Below are 17,968 nucleotides of genomic sequence, written 5' to 3'. Positions count from 1 at the left end.
TTCTCGAATTCTCCCGGCTGGGAACCGGGCCGGGGCGCTGTCTGGCGAGCACGCCCCGGCCCGGTCATCTGGATTAACGGGTCAGGAGATACCGAGCTGCGTACAGGCCGAGGCCAGGTCGCCGCCGCAGATCTCGGCCGCCTTGACGTAGCCCTGCGTCACGACCTCCTTGACACCGTCCTTGGTGGTCAGCTTCGGCTCGAGGAGCACGGACTTGACCTCGCGGTTGCCCTTCGGGTCCTTCGCCTTGCTGGTGGCCAGCGCGTCGGCGCCCGCCTTGTCGCCCTTGGCCAGCAGGACGGCGAGCTTCGCCGCGGCCTCGGCCTCTTCCTTGATCGGCTTGAAGACGGTCATGTACTGGTCGCCGCGCAGGATGGCCATGAGGCCGTCCGCGGTGGCGTCCTGGCCGGTGACCGGGACCTTGCCGTTGAGACCGTTCTTCTTCAGCACGGTGATGACCGCGCCCGCGAGACCGTCGTTCGCGGCGACGACGCCGTCGACCTTGCCCTTGTTGTCGGTCAGGATCTGCTCGAAGGTCTGGCCACCCTTCTGGTTGTCCCAGTTGTCGATGGCCTGTTCACGGACGAGCTTCAGCTCGTTGCTGGCGAATTTCGGCTGCAGCACGGACTTCTGCCCGTTGGCGAACAGCGTCGCGTTGTTGTCGGTCGGGGCGCCCTCGATCATGACGACCTCGGCGCCCTTCTTGTCCTTCAGCGCGTCGGCGAGGCCCTGGCCCTGCAGCTGGCCGACCTTCTCGTTGTCGAACGAGACGTAGTAATCGGAGCTGCCGCCGAGGTTCAGGCGGTCGTAGTCGATCGTCGGGATGCCCGCGGCCTGCGCCTTCTTGGCGACCGCCGAGCCGACCTCGCCGTTGATGGCGGCGATGATCAGGACCTTGACGTTCTGCGCGATCATGCCGTCGGCCAGCGTGGTGAACTTCTGGACGTCGCCCTGCGCGTTCTGGACGTCGGCGTCGAAGCCCGCGTCCTTGAGCGCCTTGGTCAGGAACGGCTTGTCGAAGGACTCCCAGCGCGCGGAGGTCGCGGTCTCCGGGAGGATGACGCCGACCTTGCCGCCGGCGGCGGCACCACCCGGGGCGGGGGCGGACTGCGAGGAGTTGCCGCTGCCCGAGTCGGCGGAGTTGGCGCCACAGGCGGAGAGCACCAGGCCGGCGCCCACCGTCGCGGCGAGGAGGGTAAGGGTTCTGCTGCGCATCCTCGAACCTTTCCGAATCTTGCTCGCGGGCGGCGATCCTGGCGGACCGGTCGCACCATCGCGCATATGTTGTGGCCGACAACATATGCCGCCGAACGGGTTCGCGGAAGACGGCTGGATCGATTAAGCCTCGTCGAATGGACACGGTTTGGCAACGTGCCCGTAGCAAGACGTACGCAGTCTAGGTCCGCTTACAGTGTGACCGCCACCACTTACACAGCGTGCTCTCCGCCGCTCCGCGCCTCCACTCCCGAACGCTATGAACGGTCCGTTCCTTGCAAATTTTGCAAGGAACGGACCGTTCATAGCGTTCGGTACGGGGCGCTACCAAGTGCGCAGGGTGACGATCCGCTCTTCGAGCTGTTCGACCGTCGCCATCGCGGTCGGCGGTCCGCCGCAGATCCGGCGGAGTTCGTTGTGGATCGCGCCGTGCGGCTTCCTCGTCCGGTGGTGGTGCACGCCGACCAGGGCGTTCAGCTCCTTGCGCAGGGCGCCGAGCCGCTCGCTGACCGACTGCGGCCGCGCTACCGGGGCCTGCTGCTCGGCCTTGGGCTTGCGCCGCTTCTCGTCCGAAAGCTGCTCTTCCTGCCGCTTCCGCAGCAGGGCGCGGACCTGGTCCGGTTCCAGCAAACCCGGCAGGCCGAGGTACTCCTGCTCCTCGTCGGAACCGGAGAACACCGCGGTGCCGAAGGAGTTGCCGTCGTAGATGACCTGGTCGAGCTCGGCGGAGGCGCCCAGCGAAGTGAACGCCTTCTCCTCTTCGCCCGGCTCGTCCTCGGTGCGGTTGGCCTGGGCGAGGAGTTCGTCCTCCCAGCCTTCCTTCTCGCGGTGCGGCTTGCCGAGGACGTGGTCGCGCTGGGCCTCCAGCTCACTGGCCAGTTCCAGCAGCACCGGCACGCTCGGCAGGAACACCGACGCCGTCTCACCGGGTTTGCGCGAACGCACATACCGGCCGATGGCCTGCGCGAAGAACAGCGGGGTCGACGCGCTCGTGGCGTAGACGCCGACCGCGAGACGCGGCACGTCGACGCCCTCGGACACCATCCGGACCGCGACCAGCCACCGGTCGGTCGAATCGGAGAACTCCTTGATCCGCCCGGACGCCTTGGGGTCGTCGGAAAGGACGACCGTCGGGGTCTGACCGGAGAGACGTGCCAGGATCTTTGCGTAGGCACGTGCGGAGTCCTGGTCGGTGGCGATCACCAGGCCGCCGGCGTCCGGGATGCCGTTGGCGCGCAGCTGCGCGAGACGCGTGTCCGCGGCCTGCAGTACCGCCGGGACCCACTCGCCCGCCGGGTCGAGCGCGGTGCGCCAGGCCCGTGCGTTCTGCTCGGCGGTCAGCGGCTCGCCTAGCCGCGCGGTGAACTCCTCCCCCGCGCTCGTGCGCCAGGAAGCCTCACCGGAGTAGGCGAGGAAGACGACAGGCCGGACGACGCCGTCGGCGAGCGCGTCGGCGTAGCCGTAGGAGTGATCGGATTTGCTGCGTTGGAAGCCCGAGCCGTCGGGCTCGTAGGTGACGAACGGGATCTGCGAGTCGTCACTGCGGAACGGGGTCCCGGTCAGCGCGAGACGGCGGACGGCGGGTGTGAACGCCTCACGGATCGCGTCGCCCCAGGACTTCGCGTCACCGCCGTGGTGGATCTCGTCGAGGATGACCAGCGTCTTGCGGTTCTCGGTGCGCACGCGGTGCAGCGTCGGATGCGCCGCGACCTGCGCGTAGGTCAGCGCGACACCTTGGTAGTCGCGCGACGTGGCACCGGCGCCGTTACGGAAGTTCGAGTCGATCGCGATCCCCGCCGCCGCCGCCGAGGCGGCCCACTGGTGCTTCAGGTGCTCGGTCGGCGCGACGATGGTGATCGCCTCGATGGTCCGGTCACTCAGCAGCTCGGCGGCGATCCGGAGACCGAACACCGTCTTCCCCGCGCCAGGCGTCGCGACCGCGAGGAAGTCCTTCGGCCCGGTCGTCAGGTACTTCGTCAGCGCGCGGCGCTGCCAGGCACGCAGCGGGCGGGCGGTGCTGTCCTTCGCCGCCGGAGGCGCGCCCAGCCCGCCCCGATTTCGCTCAACCGTTTCCGACATGCCGGTCACCTCCTCTTTACCGCTCACGTGACGAGCCACTCATCTGCAAAGCGCCTGTTCACCGCTGTCTGACAAGCGAAAACCCCCACTTTGGTATCCGGCCGCGACGCCGGCGCCTGAGGTGAGGGCACTCCAGTGAGCCTACCTGCCGGGCCCGTGGAACGCCGGAAGCGCCACCCCCGTTGTCGGGTTACTCACCCAGAAACCCAGGGGTGACGAGCCGAACGCCCGGACATGGACCATGCTGGACCCCGTCAAGGGCGCTCGGCGCTGGCGGAGGAGCTGCATGAGCGAGGAGAACGGCCGGAACGAGACGGCCGCCGAGGTCGCGAAGGTCCGTAGGGGCCCGTTGCGTCTGCTCAGCCGCACGCTCAACAAGGCGTGGGAAGGCAACATCTTCTCCGAGGCCGCCGAAGCCGCGTTCTGGCAGACGCTGTCGCTGCCGCCGCTCCTGCTCGGCCTCCTCGGTTGCCTCGGGTTCGTCGGGGACTGGTTCGGCCAGGAGGTCGTGACCGCGGTCCACGACCGGATCATCACCTTCAGCAAGACGATCTTCAGCGACAACGCCGTCCACGACATCATCGAACCGACGGTCAACAGCATCCTGTTCGTCGGCAAGGGTGAGATCGTCTCGATCGGCTTCCTGATCTCCCTGTGGGCGGGTTCGTCGGCGATGTCGTCGTTCGTCGACGCGATCACCGTGGCGCACGACCAGTACGGCGTCCGCAACGACGTCTGGCAGCGGATCTTCGCGCTGCTGCTCTACCTGGCGGGGCTGGTCATCCTGGTGGTCGGGCTGCCGCTGCTGGCGATCGGGCCGGACCTGCTCCCGCAGTTCTTCCCGAACGAGTGGCGCGACACGGTGTCGTACTGGGTCGGCACGCTGTACTACCCGGTGCTGGCCGTGATGATCGTGCTGGCGCTGACGACGCTGTATAAGCTGTCCCTGCCGCGCAGGCTGCCGTGGCACCGCGGGCTGCCGGGCGCGATGCTCGCCATGGTCTTCTTCCTGCTCTCCAGCATCGGCCTGCGGATCTACCTGAACTGGATCACCAAGACCGGCTACACCTACGGCGCGCTCGCCGCGCCGATCGCGTTCCTGCTGCTGATGTTCTTCATCGGGCTCGCGGTCGTCTTCGGCGCGTACTTCAACAGCGCGATCCAGGAACTGTGGCCCGCCAAGGCGACCAAACGCCAGCGCCGGAAATGGCGGCGGCTGGAGATGGAACGCGCCAGCGAACGGCTCCGCGCCGAGGAGGGCCGCAAACTGTGGGAACGGACGACCGTTCCGCTGCGGCGTCCCCGCCCGGACGGCGAGGAACCCGACAGTGAGCCCGAACACGATGCGGAACAACTAGTGAACGAAGAGTCGCCCAGCGAAGCCGATCAGGTGACAGAACGGCGAACTTGACGCCGGGTGGCGGATAACCTCCTCCCGAAGTCGTAGCCCAATTCCACCCGTGGTGTGAATCCACTCCACCCCCCGCCATGAAAAGCTCGCGGTAATCCACACGTTCTCGAGCACTACCTGGGGGATCCCGCCATGTCCACGCTGGCCAGACTGAGCCTGCGCAACCGAAGTCTCATCGGGCTGCTCGCCTTGGTGGTCGTCGGCTTCGGTGCCTTCGCACTGCCGCAGCTCAAGCAGCAGCTGTTCCCCTCACTGCAGTTCCCGCAGGCGCAGATCATCACGCCGTACACGGGCGCGTCGCCGGACGCGGTCGACCGCCAGGTCACCGAGCCACTCGAAGGTGGCTTGCAGGGCCTGAAAGGGCTCGAAGAACTGAACTCGACGTCGTCGGAGGGCTTGTCGCAGATCACCGCGCAGTTCGAATTCGGCACGGACATCGACGCCGCCGTCGGGCAGATCCAGCGCGTCATCGACGGGGTCAAGGCGCGACTGCCGCAGAACACCGAACCGACGGTGTCCGCGGGATCCACCGACGACCTCCCGGTCGTGCTGCTCGCCGCCGGGACCACCGGTGACCCACAGGCGCTCGCACCCGCGCTGACCGGGGAGGTCGCGCCGGAACTGCGCAAGATCGACGGTGTGCGCGAGGTCGAGGTGACCGGCGCGCGGCAGCCGCGGGTCACGATCGCGCTGGACTACGCGAAGCTGGCCGCGGCGGGCGTCGACCCGTCGTCGATCGCCACCACCCTGCAGACCGCCGGTGCCGCCGTCCCGGCCGGGACGCTGACCGAAGGCGACAAAACGCTCACCGTCCAGGTCGGCGGCGGACCGACCACAGTGGACACGATCAAGGACCTCTACCTGACACCGTCGGCCACGCCGTCGTCGCGTCCCGGTGCACAGGCGCCGAAGCCGGTACCGGTCAAACTCGGTGACGTCGCGGACGTCCAGGCCGGGTTCGCCCCGGCGACGTCGATCACGCGCACCAACGGCAAGCCGAGCCTCGGGCTCTCGGTCACCATGGTGGAGAACGGGAACGCGGTCGCGATCTCGGAATCGGTGCGGGCCAAGCTGCCCGGGCTGTCGAAGAAGATCGGCGCCGAGATGAGCGTCGTGTTCGACCAGGGCACCCCGGTCAAGGACGCGATCAGCGGCCTGACCACCGAGGGCCTGCTGGGACTGGCGTTCGCGGTCATCGTGATCCTGCTGTTTCTGATGTCACTGCGGTCCACGCTCGTGACGGCGGTGTCGATCCCGCTCTCGGTCGTCGTGGCGCTACTGGCGTTGTGGACCGGTGAGCTGTCGCTGAACCTGCTCACCCTCGGCGCGCTCACCATCGCGATCGGCCGGGTGGTCGACGACTCGATCGTGGTGCTGGAGAACATCAAACGACATCTGGCGTACGGCGAGGCGAAGGATCGCGCGGTCCTCGACGGCGTGCGCGAGGTGGCGGGTGCCGTGACCTCGTCCACCCTCACCACCGTCGCGGTGTTCCTGCCGATCGCCTTCGTCGGTGGGTTCGTCGGCGAGCTGTTCTCGCCGTTCGCGATCACGGTCACCGTGGCGCTGCTGGCTTCGCTGCTGGTGTCGCTGACGATCGTGCCGGTGCTCGCGTACTGGTTCCTCAAGCCGGCCGAGACTCCCGCGAACGAGCACGAGGCCGAGCTCACGCGGCAGGCCGCGGAAGACAAGGAACGCCGCGGGCTGCTGCAGCGCGGGTACGTGCCGGTGATCCGGTTCGCCACCCAGCGCCGCGTCATCGTTGTCCTGCTGGCGCTGATCATCTTCGGCGGCACGGTCGGGCTCGCGTCGCAGCTGAACACGAACTTCCTCGACCAGTCCGGCTCGACGACGCTGAGCCTTTCGCAGAAACTGCCGCCCGGCACCAGTCCCGAAGCCAAGGAGAAGGCCGCCGGCGCGGTGGAGCGGGCACTCGCCGCCGAACCGGCTGTCGAGACCTACCAGGTGAGCATCGGCGGAGGCGGTTTCTTCGGCGGTGGCGGGACGGCGACCAACATCCAGGTCACCGTCGCCAAGGACACCGACGTCAACGCGCTCTCGGATCGCTTGCGGGGCAAGCTGAGCGGGCCGGAACTCGGTGAGGTCAAGATCGGCGCCGAAGCCGGCGGCTTCAACTCCGATGAGGTCTCGATCACCGTCACCGCACCCGACGAAGCCTCGCTGAAGCCCGCCGCCGAGCAGGTCCGCCAGGCCCTGTCCGGAGTGCCGGAGCTGACCGAGGTGACCAGTGACCTCGCGCAGGGCTCGCCGCGCGTGCAGGTCGAGGTCGACGCCGCCAAGGCCGCCGCGAGCGGGCTTTCGGCGACGACGATCGGCCAGATCGCGAACCAGGCCATCGCCGGCCGCACGGTGACCCAGTTGCCGGTGGACGGGCAACGCACCGACATCGTGCTGCGCGCGGGCACGGCCCCGGTGTCGGTGGACGCGATCAAGGCGCTGCCGATCCCGGGCGCCACCGGCGTCGTCCGGCTGGACACCGTCGCGACGGTGTCCACTGTGGACGGACCGGCCGCGGTGCACCGCACCTCGGGTGAGCTGAGCACCACGGTCACCGCCAAGAACACCGGCGCGGACCTCGCCGCCACCACCAAGGCCATCCAGGCCAAACTGGACGGTCTGACGTTCGGCGGTGGCGCGGCGTACAAGCTCGGCGGGGTCAGCGAGGACCAGCAGGAGGCGTTCGGGAACCTGTTCCTCGCGCTGCTGGCCGCGATCGCGATCGTGTACCTGATCATGGTGGCGACGTTCCGCAGCCTGCTCCAGCCGCTGATCCTGCTGGTGTCGATCCCGTTCGCCGCGACCGGCGCGATCGGGCTGCTGCTGGCCACCGGGACCGCGCTGGGCCTGCCCGCGCTGATCGGCATGCTGATGCTCGTCGGCATCGTGGTGACCAACGCGATCGTGCTGATCGACCTGATCAACCAGTACCGGGCTTCGGGGATGAGCGTCGCCGAAGCGGTGGTCGAAGGCGGCAGGCGACGGCTGCGGCCGATTCTGATGACCGCGGCGGCGACCATCTTCGCGCTGGTCCCGATGGCGCTCGGCCTGACCGGCCAGGGCGGGTTCATCGGGCAGCCGCTGGCGATCGTGGTGATCGGCGGACTCGTCAGCTCGACGCTGCTGACGCTGATCCTGGTGCCGACGCTGTACACGATGGTCGAGACACGGAAAGAGAAGCGCCGCGCGAAGAAGGACACTCGACGGTCTTCGACGACTCCGGCCACCGAGACACTGACACCCGAGCCGACTTCGTAACGGCGAACTCGCGTGATTGAACGGCGATCTCGCGTGATCGGCGGGGCAACTCGTGTGTTGCCCGTCTAGTCACGCGAGTTCGCCGTCTGGTCACGCGAGTTCGCCGTCTGGTCAGGACTTTCGGAACCGCCAGGTCTTGCTGTCGAAGGCCACGCACCACGAAGGTGACAGCACGACGACCCGCAGGGTCCCATCGGCGGCGACGTCGATGCCTTCGGTTTCGAAATTCCCGCTACAGGTGCTCTTCAGCGGCAGCTGCCCCAGCGAAGTCACCCGGCCGGTGACGTCCGAACCGGAAAGCGCACCGGAGAGATCCACCTGCAGCAGCGGCTTCGTGGTCCCGAACAGTGAGCCTTCGGGGTCGTCGGAGGAGCACAGCAGCCGTGTCGCGGTGACGAAGTCGCAGCCCTGGATGTCCCGCACCGGCCGGTCGAGCCGGATCGCGGCCGAGTACGGCAGGTTCGCTGACGGGTTCGTATGCGCGACGCCGGGCATCGGGTGCACGAGCAGCCGGTCCATCGTGCCCCACTCGCCCGCCACCATCCAGCGCGCGTCGGGTGTCACGGCGGCGAACGAGTTGTTGTTCGCTTCCCAGGATTCCAGCGTGTGCGTGTAGTTCGCCCAGGTCCCGTCGGGCGACTCGACGCGGAAGAGCTTCGCGCCCCGGTCGTCGCGCTGGTACGGCTCGACGTACCAGCCTCGCGCCGAACCCGGGTCGCCGACGTGGTTCCAGCCCTGCGACGACAAGTTCACCGGAACGGTCGTGATCCCGGTGTAGCGGTAGACGGTCCCGGACGGCCGTTCGATGGTGGCCAGGCCCTGCCCCTCGTCGAGCGGGCGGGCGTTGTCCGAACCGACCGTGGTCCAGCCGGTCACGGCCTGGGCGGCGGCGGGTGAGAACACCGCGACCAACGCGGCGATGGCGAGCACGATCCCGGTTCTACGCATGAAGACTCCGTCCCGGTGGGGTTTCGCTGGCGGGTACTGATTACCAGCGATCACCGGGACGGACAGCCGCCATGTGAAGGATTTTCAGATCTTGTCCGGTTTCGGACACCGGACGGCCAGGTGTCAGTCGCCCGGCTTGAGACCGTCGTAGATCTTCTTGCAGTCCGGGCAAACCGGCGAACCGGGCTTCGCCGACTTCGTCACCGGGAAGACCTCGCCGCACAGCGCCACCACGTGCGTGCCCATGACCGCGCTTTCGGCGATCTTGTTCTTGCGCACGTAGTGGAACATCTTCGGCGCGTCGTCATCGGTGCCGTCGGTGCCCTCGGGGCGGGTATCCGGCTTCGGAAGGGTCTGTGTACTCACCCCTCCATAATGCCCCAAAACCTCCTGCGCACACCGGGGACCTGGCAGGATCTCGCCCATGTTCCAGAAGGTGCTCGCGACATTCGGTTCGGGCGGGGCGAAGATCGACGCCCGGCTGCTCGACCGTTCGGTCTCCCCCGGCCGCCCCCTGCGGGGCGAGGTCCTGCTGCTCGGCGGCGAAGTCGATCAAGAGATCAACGGTCTCTCGGTGAAGCTGCTCGCTCGTGTCCAGACCCCGGACGAGCAGAGCCCCAAGGTCGAGGACCTCGAATTCGGCACCCAGCAGCTGGCAGGCCGCGAGCGCGTCACGCCCGGCCAGCAGGTCCGGATCCCGTTCGAGGTCGCCCTGCCATGGGAGACGCCGATCTCCAGCGTCTTCGGCAAACCACTGCCCGGTATGGCCATCGGCCTGCAGACCAGCCTCGACATCGCGAACTCCGTCACCGACCCGGCCGACGTCGACGGCGTCGCGATCGAGCCGCTGCCCGCGCAGAAACGGATACTGGACGCCTTCAGCCGGATCGGCTTCGTCTTCCGCGAAGCCGTGCTGGAACGCGGCCGGGTCAACGGCGCGACCCAGCAGCTCCCGTTCTTTCAGGAGATCCGCTTCACCCCCTCGCCGCGGTTCGCGAACGTCTTCACCTCGGTGGCGGTGACGTTCCTGTCCTCGGCGGCGGAGACGCAGGTCGTGCTGGAGGTGACCAAGCGGGTCCGGGTGTCCAAGAGCGGCGGGTTCGGTGGTCGCGGGCAGGAGTTCCTCGGCTTGTTCAAGGTCGACCACGCCGCGCTGGAGCGGGTCAAGTGGGAGCCGCAGCTCGAGGGCTGGCTGCACGAAGTGGCCAAGTCACGCGGAATCTTCGACTGATGGACTGGCTGCCCGCGGTCACCCGGCTCGGCGGCGATCACCAGGTCGCCGCGGTCGCGTGGAACGACCTCGAGACCCGCTACGCCGAGCCTCACCGCCACTATCACGATCTCCGGCACGTCACCGCCGTCGCCCACGACAGCGGTGACCTGGCCGTCGCGTTCGGCCTGGGTGCCCGGCACCGGGCGATCGTCGCCGTGGCCGCCTGGACGCACGACGTCGTCTACGACGCCCGTCCCGGCGACGACGAACGGGCCAGCGCGGCCTGGACCCGCGACGAGCTCACCAACGCCGGGGTCCCCGCGGCCGACATCACCCGCGCGGAGGAACTGGTCCTCGCCACGATCGAGCACTCGGCGCCCCCGGAAGACCTCCTCGCCACGGCACTGCTCGATGCCGACCTCGCGATTCTCGGCGCCACGCCCGAGGTGTACGAGGGATACGCGAGCGGTGTCCGGGCCGAGTACTCGATCTACCCCGACGAAGACTGGCGGGCGGGACGCGCGGCCGTGCTGGAGAACCTGCTGGCCCGGCCGCGGCTGTACCGCAGCGAGATCGCGCGGGCACGCTGGGAGAGCAAGGCTCGGGAGAACCTCACGAACGAACTGACCCGATGGCGTGACGCGGACCCACATCACCGATGATGTTCGTTCGTGACTCCGCAACTGTCCCTTCACGAAGAGGTCGCCTCCGCCCTCGCCGCCGGTGATCCCGTCGTCGCACTGGAGAGCACCATCCTTTCCCACGGTCTCCCGCCCGGCCGCAACCTCGACGTCGCCCGGCGGCTGGAGAAGGTCGTCCGGGACGGCGGCGCCGTCCCCGCGACGATCGCCGTGCTCGACGGCGTCCCCCTGGTCGGGCTCACCGGCGAGCAACTGGAGCGCGTCTGCGCGCCCGGCGCGGACCTGGACAAACTCTCCCTGCGCGACCTCGGCCCGGCCGTCGGGCTCGGCCGCTCCGGGGCGACGACGGTCGCGAGCACCGCGGCACTCGCCGCCGCGGCCGGGATCGGCGTGTTCGCCACCGGCGGGCTCGGCGGAGTGCACCAGGGCTCGGCACAGAGCTGGGACGTCTCGGCGGATCTGGGCGTGCTCGCGAAGGTGCCGACCACGGTCGTCTGCTCCGGCGTGAAGTCGGTACTCGACATCGCGGCGACCCTCGAAGTGCTGGAGACCAATTCGGTGCCCGTGCTGGGTTACCGCACCAGCGAGTTCCCCGCTTTTTACCTCCGCTCGTCCGGTTTCGAGGTGCCGTGGCGGGTCGACGACGCCGCGCGGGCCGCCGCGGTCATCGCCGCGCATCGCGCGCACGCCGAATCCGGTGTGCTGCTGGCGAACCCGATTCCGGAATCGTCCGAAATGGACAAAGAGCTGCACGACCGCTTGCTCGCCGAGGGGCTGGAACTCCTGCGCTCGCGAGGAGTGCACGGCAAGGACGTGACGCCCGTGCTGCTGGAGCACTTCCACACCGCCAGCGGCGGCGTGAGCCTCGACGCGAACGAGGCACTGGTGCTGTCCAACGCGGAACTGGCCACCGAGGTCGCCGTCGAGCTCGCCGGGAACGCGGCATGAGCGGGATCGTGGTCGTCGGCGATGTCGGCCTCGACGTGGTCGCGCGGCACGAGGGCCCCATCCCGCACGGCGGTGACATCCGCGCGAAGGTCCACTTCACCAGTGGCGGCGCGGGCGCGAACACCGCGCTCTGGCTGCGCGCCGAGGACGCGGAGACCACGCTGATCGCGCGGATCGGCGACGATTCCGGCGGCCGCATGGTGAAGAGCGAACTGGAAGCGGCGGGCGTCCGCTGCGAGTTCGCGGTGGACCCCGAAGAGCCGACGTTCTGTGTAGTGGTGCTCGTCGACGGCACCGGTGAGCGGAGCATGCTCGCCGACCGCGGCGCGAACTCCCAGTTCAGTCCCGAGGACATCACCCAGGAGGCGCTGACCGGGGCGAGCCACCTGCACCTGTCGGGCTACGTCCTGTTGCAGCCGTCGTCACGGCCCGCGGCGCTCGCCTCGCTGGCGGCGGCGAAGAAGGCCGGGCTGACGACGTCGGTCGATCCGCAGGCGGCGACGCTGATCACCGATCCGGCGGCCTTCCTCGACGACGTGCGCGGCGTCGACCTGCTGATGCCGAATACGAGCGAACTGGTCGCGCTGACCGGGTCGAGCGACCCGGAGGCGGCGAAGGAACTGCTGGACTACGTGGGTGAGGTCGTGGTCACCGCCGGTCTCGACGGCGCCAGCTGGATCGACGCGGGCGGCACCATCACTTCGGTGCCCTCGCAGCCGGTCGACTGCATCGACTCCACCGGGGCCGGGGACGCCTTCGACGCCGGTGTGCTGGCGGCGTGGCTGCGCGGCGAGTCCACCGTTGAGGTCCTTCGCGCCGGTACGCGCCTTGGTGCTCGTGCGGTCGCGAAGGTCGGGCCGCAGCCCTAGCGTCACGTGATCAGACGGCGATTACACGTGATCAGACGGACAACACGCCGCGGGATCCGGCTACGGGTGTGTCGTCCGTCCAATCACGTGATTGCACGTAGGAGACGTGTCAGCCGCCGTCGATGACCTGGTGGCCGCCGCCCTCGATGCGGGTCGGTTCGGCCTGGAATCGGTTGACCGACTCGCTCTTGCGCGGCGGCCGGTCGTTGGCCACCAGGACGGCGATCCAGGGCAGCGGGATCGAGATCGCGATCAGCGCCAGCGCGAGCCACCAGGTCTCGTAGAAGATCCCGGCGAGGATGAGGCACGGGATGCGGAACGACATCATGATGATGTACTTCCGCTTCCGTTTGGCGAGTTGCTCTTCGTAGGACGGGGCGGCTTCGGTGATCAGCACCGGAGCGGGTTCCCTCGGTTCGGGACCGTGGGCAGGCGCGTTCACAGCACCACCTCCGGCTTCCATGCTCCCACTCGCCGGGCTCATCCGACACCCGGGTGGGTGAGCCGGTGCAAGGCCGCCACCGCGAGCGTCTCGACGCCGGTCGAAAGCGTGGGATGCGGGATCGGCGCGAAGAGCGGCGAATGGTTCGACGGGATGTCCTGTTCGAACCGGCCCGCGGTCATCGCGGAGATCACCTGGTCCGCGTCCAGCCCGCCGACCAGCCAGAACACCGACGGCACCCCGGCGGCGCGGCCGAACTCGCTGAAGTCCTCGCTGCCGGTGACCAGCGGCGCGGGCATGACGCGGCCCTCGCCGAAGTGGTCGAGGAAGGCGGCGGCGAGGCCTTCGGTGGCTTTCTCGTCGTTCTCGGTGACCGGGAAAGCACCGATGCGCTCGATTTCCGGTGGCTTCGGCGCGCCCGCGGTGGCCGCCTCGCCGTTGACGATCCGCTCGACCGCGGCGACGACCTTCTCCCGCACAGCCTGGTCGAACGAGCGGATGTCGACCTCGAGGACGGCGTGGTCGGCGATGATGTTGTGCGTGGTGCCGACGTGCAGCGACCCGACGGTCACCACGGCCGACTCGGTCGCCGGGATCTCCCGCGAAACGATGGTCTGCAGCTTGAGCACCACGGACGCGGCGAGCACCGCGGGATCCACCGTGGTCTCGGGGCGCGAGCCGTGCCCGCCCCGGCCGTGCAGCGTGACACGGAGCACGTCGGTGGCGGCCATGAGCACGCCGGGCCTGGTCAGCACCCAGCCCGCCGGACCGGGCACGACGTGCTGGCCGAGTACGACGTCGGGTTTGCCGGCGGGCTCGAAGACCCCGTCGCGGACCATGCCGACGGCGCCGTCCCCTGCCTCCTCCCCCGGCTGGAAGACGACCATCAGCGTGCCGGACCAGTGCTCGCGCCCGGACGCCAGCAGTGAGGCGGCGCCGGAGAGCCAGGTGGCGTGCATGTCGTGGCCGCAGGCGTGCATCACCGGCACGTCGCGGCCTTCGGCGTCCACGCCACGCGCGGTGCTCGCGTAAGGCAGGCCGGTCTTCTCCTCGACCGGCAGCGCGTCGATGTCGGCGCGCAGCATCACCTTCGGGCCGGGCCCGTTGCGCAAGACGCCGAGGACGCCGGTGCGGCCGATCCCGGTGTGCACCTCGTAGCCGTCGGCCTCCAGGCGCCTCGCCAGTTCGGCGGCGGTGCGGGTTTCGGCGAACGACAGCTCCGGATGACGGTGGAGGTCGATGTACAGGTCTTCCAATCCGGGCAACGCCGCCTGCAGCGGTGCCAGGACACTTTCAAGGCTCACGACCTCATCCTGGCAGTATTACCCACCGTGAGCAGAAGCCCCGACACACCTTTCCCATCGCAATTACCCACCGTGAGCAGAAGCCCCGACACACCTTTCCCATCGCAATCACCCACCGTGAGCAGAAACCCCGACACACGAGCGGCCCTCCCCGACCTGTCCGACGACGTCTGCGCGAGGCTGCGGGACGCCTTCCTCCGGACGGGGTACGACGCCGACGGCGTGGTCGACGTCCTCGGCTCCGCGCACGCCGCCCTCGGCCGCGGCGAACCCGAACTCGCCTATCGCGCGACCCGCGACTCCGGCGAACTCGGCACACTGATCCGGCTGTTCCTGCTGGGCTCGACCGAACCGGAGAAGGACGTCGAGGCCGCTTTCGCGCCGCTCCCCCTCGATGCCGCAATCGCCGCCACGCTGCTCGTACCCGCCGCTGACGGCTACCGAGCCGGTCTCGACGTCCGTCCGCACGGCGACGACGAAGGCTCGTGGTGGGTGGTCTCGGACCTCGACGCGGACATCCTCGGCGAGACCGTGCCCGAGGACCACGTCCTCGGCGTCGGGCAGGCGTCGCTCAGCCTGGTCCGCGCCACCGGCCGCCGCGAGGTCGGCAGCCTGCTCGACCTCGGCACCGGCAACGGCGTCCAGGCGCTGTACGCCACCCGCCACGCGAAGAAGGTCACCGCCACCGATCTCTCGGCCCGCGCGCTGGCGCTCGCCTCGGCCACCTTCCGGCTCAACGAACTGGACGTCGAACTCCTGCGGGGTGAGTGGTTCGCGCCGGTCGCGCGGCGCCGGTTCGACCAGATCGTCTGCAATCCGCCGTTCGTGGTCGGCCCGCCCCGGGTGGATTACACCTACCGCGACTCCGGCCTGGCCGGCGACGACGCCAGCGCGCTCGTGGTGCGGCAGCTGCCCGGGTTCCTCAACGACGGTGGCACCGGCCACCTCCTCGCGTCCTGGCTGCACGTCGAAGGCGAGGACTGGGGCGATCGGGTGACCCGCTGGCTGCCCGCCGAGACCGACGCGTGGTTCGTGCAGCGGGACATCGCGGATCCGGGCCTGTACGTCGGCACGTGGCTGCGCGACGCGGGTATCGACCCCCGCTCCCCCGAAGGACGGGCGAAATCCGGTGCCTGGCTCGATTGGTTCGCCGAGAACGACGTCCAGGGCATCGGTTTCGGCTTCGTCACCGTCCGGAGGACTTCCCACCAGACGCCGACGATCGTGTGCGAGGACCTGCGCCAGGCCTACGACGACCCGCTGGGCGCCGAGGCGGCCAACTGGCTGGACCGGGTGGAATGGCTGCGCGCCAACGGGGATTCGTTACCGGATGTCCGTTTCCGCGTCCCGGAGAGCGTCCTTCTGGAGAGCGTCGCCGAGCCGGGCGAGGAGGGCTGGGCCACGACCGTCCAGCGACTGCACCGCACCGACGGCCCGGGGTGGTCGCATGAGGTCGATGAACTGGCGACCCGGCTGCTCGCCGGCTGCCAGGGCGCTCTGCCGCTGGAAGACCTGATCGTGCTCCTGGCGGCCGCGCGGGGTCTCGAACCGGAGGAACTGGCCGCCGCCGCGCTGCCCGTCGTCCGCGAACTGGTCCGGCACGGCATGCTCCTCCCGGCCGACTGATGCGGGCGGTGGTGACGAGGGTCACGGAAGCGAGTGTGACCGTCGGCGACGAGGTGACGGGCGCCATCGACGAACCGGGTTTGCTGGTACTGCTGGGAATCCACGTCGACGATGAGGTGACGAAGGCGGCCACGATGGCACGCAAACTGCACGAAGCTCGCATACTTCGCGACGAGGAGTCGTGCGCCGGCACCGGCGCTCCCCTGCTTGTCGTAAGCCAGTTCACCCTTTACGGCGATACGCGCAAAGGCCGCCGTCCGTCGTGGACGGCGGCTGCCCGACCCGAAATCGCCGAACCGCTCGTGACGGCCGTCGTCGACGCCTTGCGCGAACGCGGCGCGCGGGTCGAAACCGGCCGGTTCGGGGCCATGATGGCGGTCCGGAGCGTGAACGACGGTCCCTTCACGCTCCTCGTAGAGGTCTAGACCACACCGTTTCTCCCCGGTACGGGCATTCTCAGGAAAAGTTCAGGGTTGGTCGAGCAACGCCCCAGGTCAGCCGCCCGTCTCCTCTGTAGCGGCCGGGAACGTTTTCAGACCTCCCGGCGTTGAGGAAAGTGTCCAGCCAAGCTGGGCCGACGAGGAGTAGCGGGTTTTCCACAGGGCTTGCTACGCCGAGGCGGATCCGGCGGACACATCGCAGCACGTTCAGCCCGTGACCGGGGAGGCAGAATGTCAGTCCAGACTCTCGAACGCGAAGCGCGCGGGATTCGCGAGCGCCGTATCCCGGCGCAATCCACCCAGGAGCCGTTCAGCGCGGGGGCGCTCACCGACGCCGATCTCGACGCCCAGAGCCCGGCCGCGGATCTCGTTCGCGTGTACCTCAACGGAATCGGCAAGACGGCGCTGCTGTCCGCCGCCGACGAGGTCGAGCTGGCGAAGCGTATCGAAGCCGGAGTGTTCGCCCAGCACATGCTGGACACGGCCGAGAGCATCACGCCGAAGCGGCGCTCCGAGATGTCCGCACTCGTGCGTGACGGCCACGTCGCGAAGAACCACCTGCTGGAGGCCAACCTCCGTCTCGTGGTCTCGCTCGCGAAGCGGTACACCGGCCGGGGGATGCCACTGCTCGATCTGATCCAGGAGGGGAACCTGGGCCTGATCCGCGCGGTGGAGAAGTTCGACTACTCCAAGGGGTTCAAGTTCTCGACGTACGCCACTTGGTGGATCCGCCAGGCCATCACCAGGGGGATGGCCGACCAGGGACGCACCATCCGGCTGCCGGTCCACCTGGTGGAACAGGTGAACAAGCTGGCCCGCATCAAACGCGACCTGCACCAGCAGCTCGGGCGCGACGCGACGCACGAGGAACTGGCCACGGAATCGGGCATTCCGGCGCACAAGATCTCCGACCTGCTCGACCACTCGCGTGACCCGGTGAGCCTCGACATGCCGGTCGGCACCGAGGAAGACGCCCCGCTCGGTGACTTCATCGAGGACTCCGAGGCGACCGACGCCGAGAGCGCCGTGATCTCCGGTCTGCTCCAGGACGACCTGCGCCGCGTGCTCGCGACGCTGGACGACCGGGAGTCCCAGGTGATCCGCTTGCGCTACGGCCTCGACGACGGTCAGCCGCGGACGCTCGACCAGATCGGCAAGTTCTTCGGGCTCTCCCGTGAGCGCGTTCGCCAGATCGAGCGAGAGGTCATGTCGAAGCTGCGTCAGGGTGAGCGGGCCGATCGCCTGCGCGCCTACGCTTCGTAGTCCTCATCGGGCCTTTCGGCGCGGAAAAATCAACACCCGTTCGGCAGCGTTGACTTATGACCTGCGTCACGAGACCGTCGAGCAGGTAATAAGTCTTCGCGGTCGGGTGTTCATGCCCGGATCGCTTTCCCCGGGAGGTCGGGTCCGTCGGGGTGGGCCCGGCCTCCCGAACTAATTTGTGGTGTTTGACCACAAATTGCGGCGTGCGAATTGCATTCCCGCTTCCGCACGCGGAGGTGGCGCGGGTCACCCCGGGTCGGCCTTGTACCGTGGACAGGTTCCCGATGCCGGCA

Annotated in this window: 15 protein-coding genes; 9 read left to right on the top strand and 6 right to left on the bottom strand. The window is 68.8% G+C overall.

Features of this window, described 5'->3' with window-relative positions; translation table 11 throughout:
- Positions 1 to 81: 81 nt before the first annotated feature.
- Entirely contained in the window at positions 82 to 1,215 is a 1,134-nt protein-coding gene (locus tag ACM6LU_RS10910; protein WP_414937511.1) for a sugar ABC transporter substrate-binding protein, read from the bottom strand.
- Between the two features lie 324 nt (positions 1,216 to 1,539).
- Positions 1,540 to 3,294, bottom strand: a complete 1,755-nt coding sequence (locus tag ACM6LU_RS10905) for a DEAD/DEAH box helicase (RefSeq protein ID WP_414937510.1) — start codon at positions 3,292 to 3,294, stop codon at positions 1,540 to 1,542.
- A 286-nt stretch (positions 3,295 to 3,580) separates the two neighbouring features.
- On the opposite strand from ACM6LU_RS10905, the gene ACM6LU_RS10900 reads away from it, so the two are divergent.
- Positions 3,581 to 4,705, top strand: coding sequence for a YihY/virulence factor BrkB family protein (locus tag ACM6LU_RS10900; RefSeq protein ID WP_414937509.1), 1,125 nt, complete (start codon positions 3,581 to 3,583; stop codon positions 4,703 to 4,705).
- Positions 4,706 to 4,837: 132 nt separating this feature from the next.
- The gene (locus ACM6LU_RS10895; protein ID WP_414937508.1) at positions 4,838 to 7,981 is read left to right on the top strand and encodes an efflux RND transporter permease subunit; all 3,144 of its coding nucleotides are present in this window, start codon (positions 4,838 to 4,840) and stop codon (positions 7,979 to 7,981) included.
- 111 nt (positions 7,982 to 8,092) lie between these two features.
- Here ACM6LU_RS10895 and ACM6LU_RS10890 read toward each other — a convergent pair whose 3' ends face one another.
- Both ACM6LU_RS10890 and ACM6LU_RS10885 read right to left on the bottom strand, forming a co-directional pair.
- On the bottom strand, positions 8,093 to 8,929 hold the full coding sequence (locus tag ACM6LU_RS10890; protein ID WP_414937507.1) for a hypothetical protein: 837 nt from the start codon (positions 8,927 to 8,929) through the stop codon (positions 8,093 to 8,095).
- A 123-nt stretch (positions 8,930 to 9,052) separates the two neighbouring features.
- Positions 9,053 to 9,295 carry a DUF3039 domain-containing protein gene (locus ACM6LU_RS10885; protein ID WP_005164469.1) on the bottom strand — a complete coding sequence of 81 codons (243 nt, stop codon included), beginning with the start codon at positions 9,293 to 9,295 and terminating at the stop codon, positions 9,053 to 9,055.
- Between the two features lie 58 nt (positions 9,296 to 9,353).
- Between ACM6LU_RS10885 and ACM6LU_RS10880 the strand changes: the two genes are divergently transcribed.
- The 4 genes from ACM6LU_RS10880 to ACM6LU_RS10865 are packed head-to-tail and all read left to right on the top strand — an operon-like array spanning position 9,354 to position 12,600.
- Entirely contained in the window at positions 9,354 to 10,160 is an 807-nt protein-coding gene (locus ACM6LU_RS10880; RefSeq protein WP_414937506.1) for a sporulation protein, read from the top strand.
- A complete protein-coding gene (locus tag ACM6LU_RS10875; RefSeq protein WP_414937504.1) occupies positions 10,160 to 10,804 on the top strand; it encodes a hypothetical protein in 645 nt (214 codons plus the stop codon). The genes ACM6LU_RS10880 and ACM6LU_RS10875 overlap by 1 nt, the downstream gene beginning before the upstream one ends.
- Positions 10,805 to 10,813: 9 nt before the next feature.
- Positions 10,814 to 11,731, top strand: a complete 918-nt coding sequence (locus ACM6LU_RS10870; protein WP_414937503.1) for a pseudouridine-5'-phosphate glycosidase — start codon at positions 10,814 to 10,816, stop codon at positions 11,729 to 11,731.
- Entirely contained in the window at positions 11,728 to 12,600 is an 873-nt protein-coding gene (locus ACM6LU_RS10865; RefSeq protein WP_414937502.1) for a carbohydrate kinase family protein, read from the top strand. Before ACM6LU_RS10870 ends, ACM6LU_RS10865 begins: the two co-directional genes overlap by 4 nt.
- Before the next feature lie 109 nt (positions 12,601 to 12,709).
- Here the strand turns inward: ACM6LU_RS10865 and ACM6LU_RS10860 are convergent, their stop codons facing one another.
- Positions 12,710 to 13,063: a DUF3099 domain-containing protein gene (locus tag ACM6LU_RS10860; protein ID WP_409493218.1), complete on the bottom strand. Its 354-nt coding sequence runs from the start codon at positions 13,061 to 13,063 to the stop codon at positions 12,710 to 12,712.
- 17 nt (positions 13,064 to 13,080) lie between these two features.
- Positions 13,081 to 14,346 carry an amidohydrolase gene (locus ACM6LU_RS10855; RefSeq protein ID WP_414937501.1) on the bottom strand — a complete coding sequence of 422 codons (1,266 nt, stop codon included), beginning with the start codon at positions 14,344 to 14,346 and terminating at the stop codon, positions 13,081 to 13,083.
- A 117-nt stretch (positions 14,347 to 14,463) separates the two neighbouring features.
- On the opposite strand from ACM6LU_RS10855, the gene ACM6LU_RS10850 reads away from it, so the two are divergent.
- The 3 genes from ACM6LU_RS10850 (at position 14,464) to ACM6LU_RS10840 (ending at position 17,675) form a co-directional block, all read left to right on the top strand.
- A complete protein-coding gene (locus ACM6LU_RS10850) occupies positions 14,464 to 15,972 on the top strand; it encodes a methyltransferase (RefSeq protein WP_414937500.1) in 1,509 nt (502 codons plus the stop codon).
- Positions 15,972 to 16,397, top strand: a complete 426-nt coding sequence (dtd, locus tag ACM6LU_RS10845; RefSeq protein ID WP_414937499.1) for a D-aminoacyl-tRNA deacylase — start codon at positions 15,972 to 15,974, stop codon at positions 16,395 to 16,397. Before ACM6LU_RS10850 ends, dtd begins: the two co-directional genes overlap by 1 nt.
- 246 nt (positions 16,398 to 16,643) lie before the next feature.
- Positions 16,644 to 17,675 carry a sigma-70 family RNA polymerase sigma factor gene (locus ACM6LU_RS10840; RefSeq protein WP_414937498.1) on the top strand — a complete coding sequence of 344 codons (1,032 nt, stop codon included), beginning with the start codon at positions 16,644 to 16,646 and terminating at the stop codon, positions 17,673 to 17,675.
- The last annotated feature ends 293 nt before the right edge of the window (positions 17,676 to 17,968 follow it).

The sequence above is a fragment of the Amycolatopsis sp. cmx-11-51 genome (assembly GCF_047608665.1).
Taxonomy (GTDB): Bacteria; Actinomycetota; Actinomycetes; order Mycobacteriales; family Pseudonocardiaceae; genus Amycolatopsis.
This window is presented reverse-complemented; position numbering and strand designations above follow the sequence as displayed.

Excerpts from the sequence above, each read along its gene's own strand:
- ACM6LU_RS10910 (WP_414937511.1), bottom strand. The coding sequence starts at position 1,215 with ATGCGCAGCAGAACCCTTACCCTCCTCGCCGCGACGGTGGGCGCCGGC.
- ACM6LU_RS10905 (WP_414937510.1), bottom strand. The coding sequence starts at position 3,294 with ATGTCGGAAACGGTTGAGCGAAATCGGGGCGGGCTGGGCGCGCCTCCG.
- ACM6LU_RS10900 (WP_414937509.1), top strand. The coding sequence starts at position 3,581 with ATGAGCGAGGAGAACGGCCGGAACGAGACGGCCGCCGAGGTCGCGAAG.
- ACM6LU_RS10895 (WP_414937508.1), top strand. The coding sequence starts at position 4,838 with ATGTCCACGCTGGCCAGACTGAGCCTGCGCAACCGAAGTCTCATCGGG.
- ACM6LU_RS10890 (WP_414937507.1), bottom strand. The coding sequence starts at position 8,929 with ATGCGTAGAACCGGGATCGTGCTCGCCATCGCCGCGTTGGTCGCGGTG.
- ACM6LU_RS10880 (WP_414937506.1), top strand. The coding sequence starts at position 9,354 with ATGTTCCAGAAGGTGCTCGCGACATTCGGTTCGGGCGGGGCGAAGATC.
- ACM6LU_RS10875 (WP_414937504.1), top strand. The coding sequence starts at position 10,160 with ATGGACTGGCTGCCCGCGGTCACCCGGCTCGGCGGCGATCACCAGGTC.
- ACM6LU_RS10865 (WP_414937502.1), top strand. The coding sequence starts at position 11,728 with ATGAGCGGGATCGTGGTCGTCGGCGATGTCGGCCTCGACGTGGTCGCG.
- ACM6LU_RS10860 (WP_409493218.1), bottom strand. The coding sequence starts at position 13,063 with ATGGAAGCCGGAGGTGGTGCTGTGAACGCGCCTGCCCACGGTCCCGAA.
- dtd (WP_414937499.1), top strand. The coding sequence starts at position 15,972 with ATGCGGGCGGTGGTGACGAGGGTCACGGAAGCGAGTGTGACCGTCGGC.
- ACM6LU_RS10840 (WP_414937498.1), top strand. The coding sequence starts at position 16,644 with ATGTCAGTCCAGACTCTCGAACGCGAAGCGCGCGGGATTCGCGAGCGC.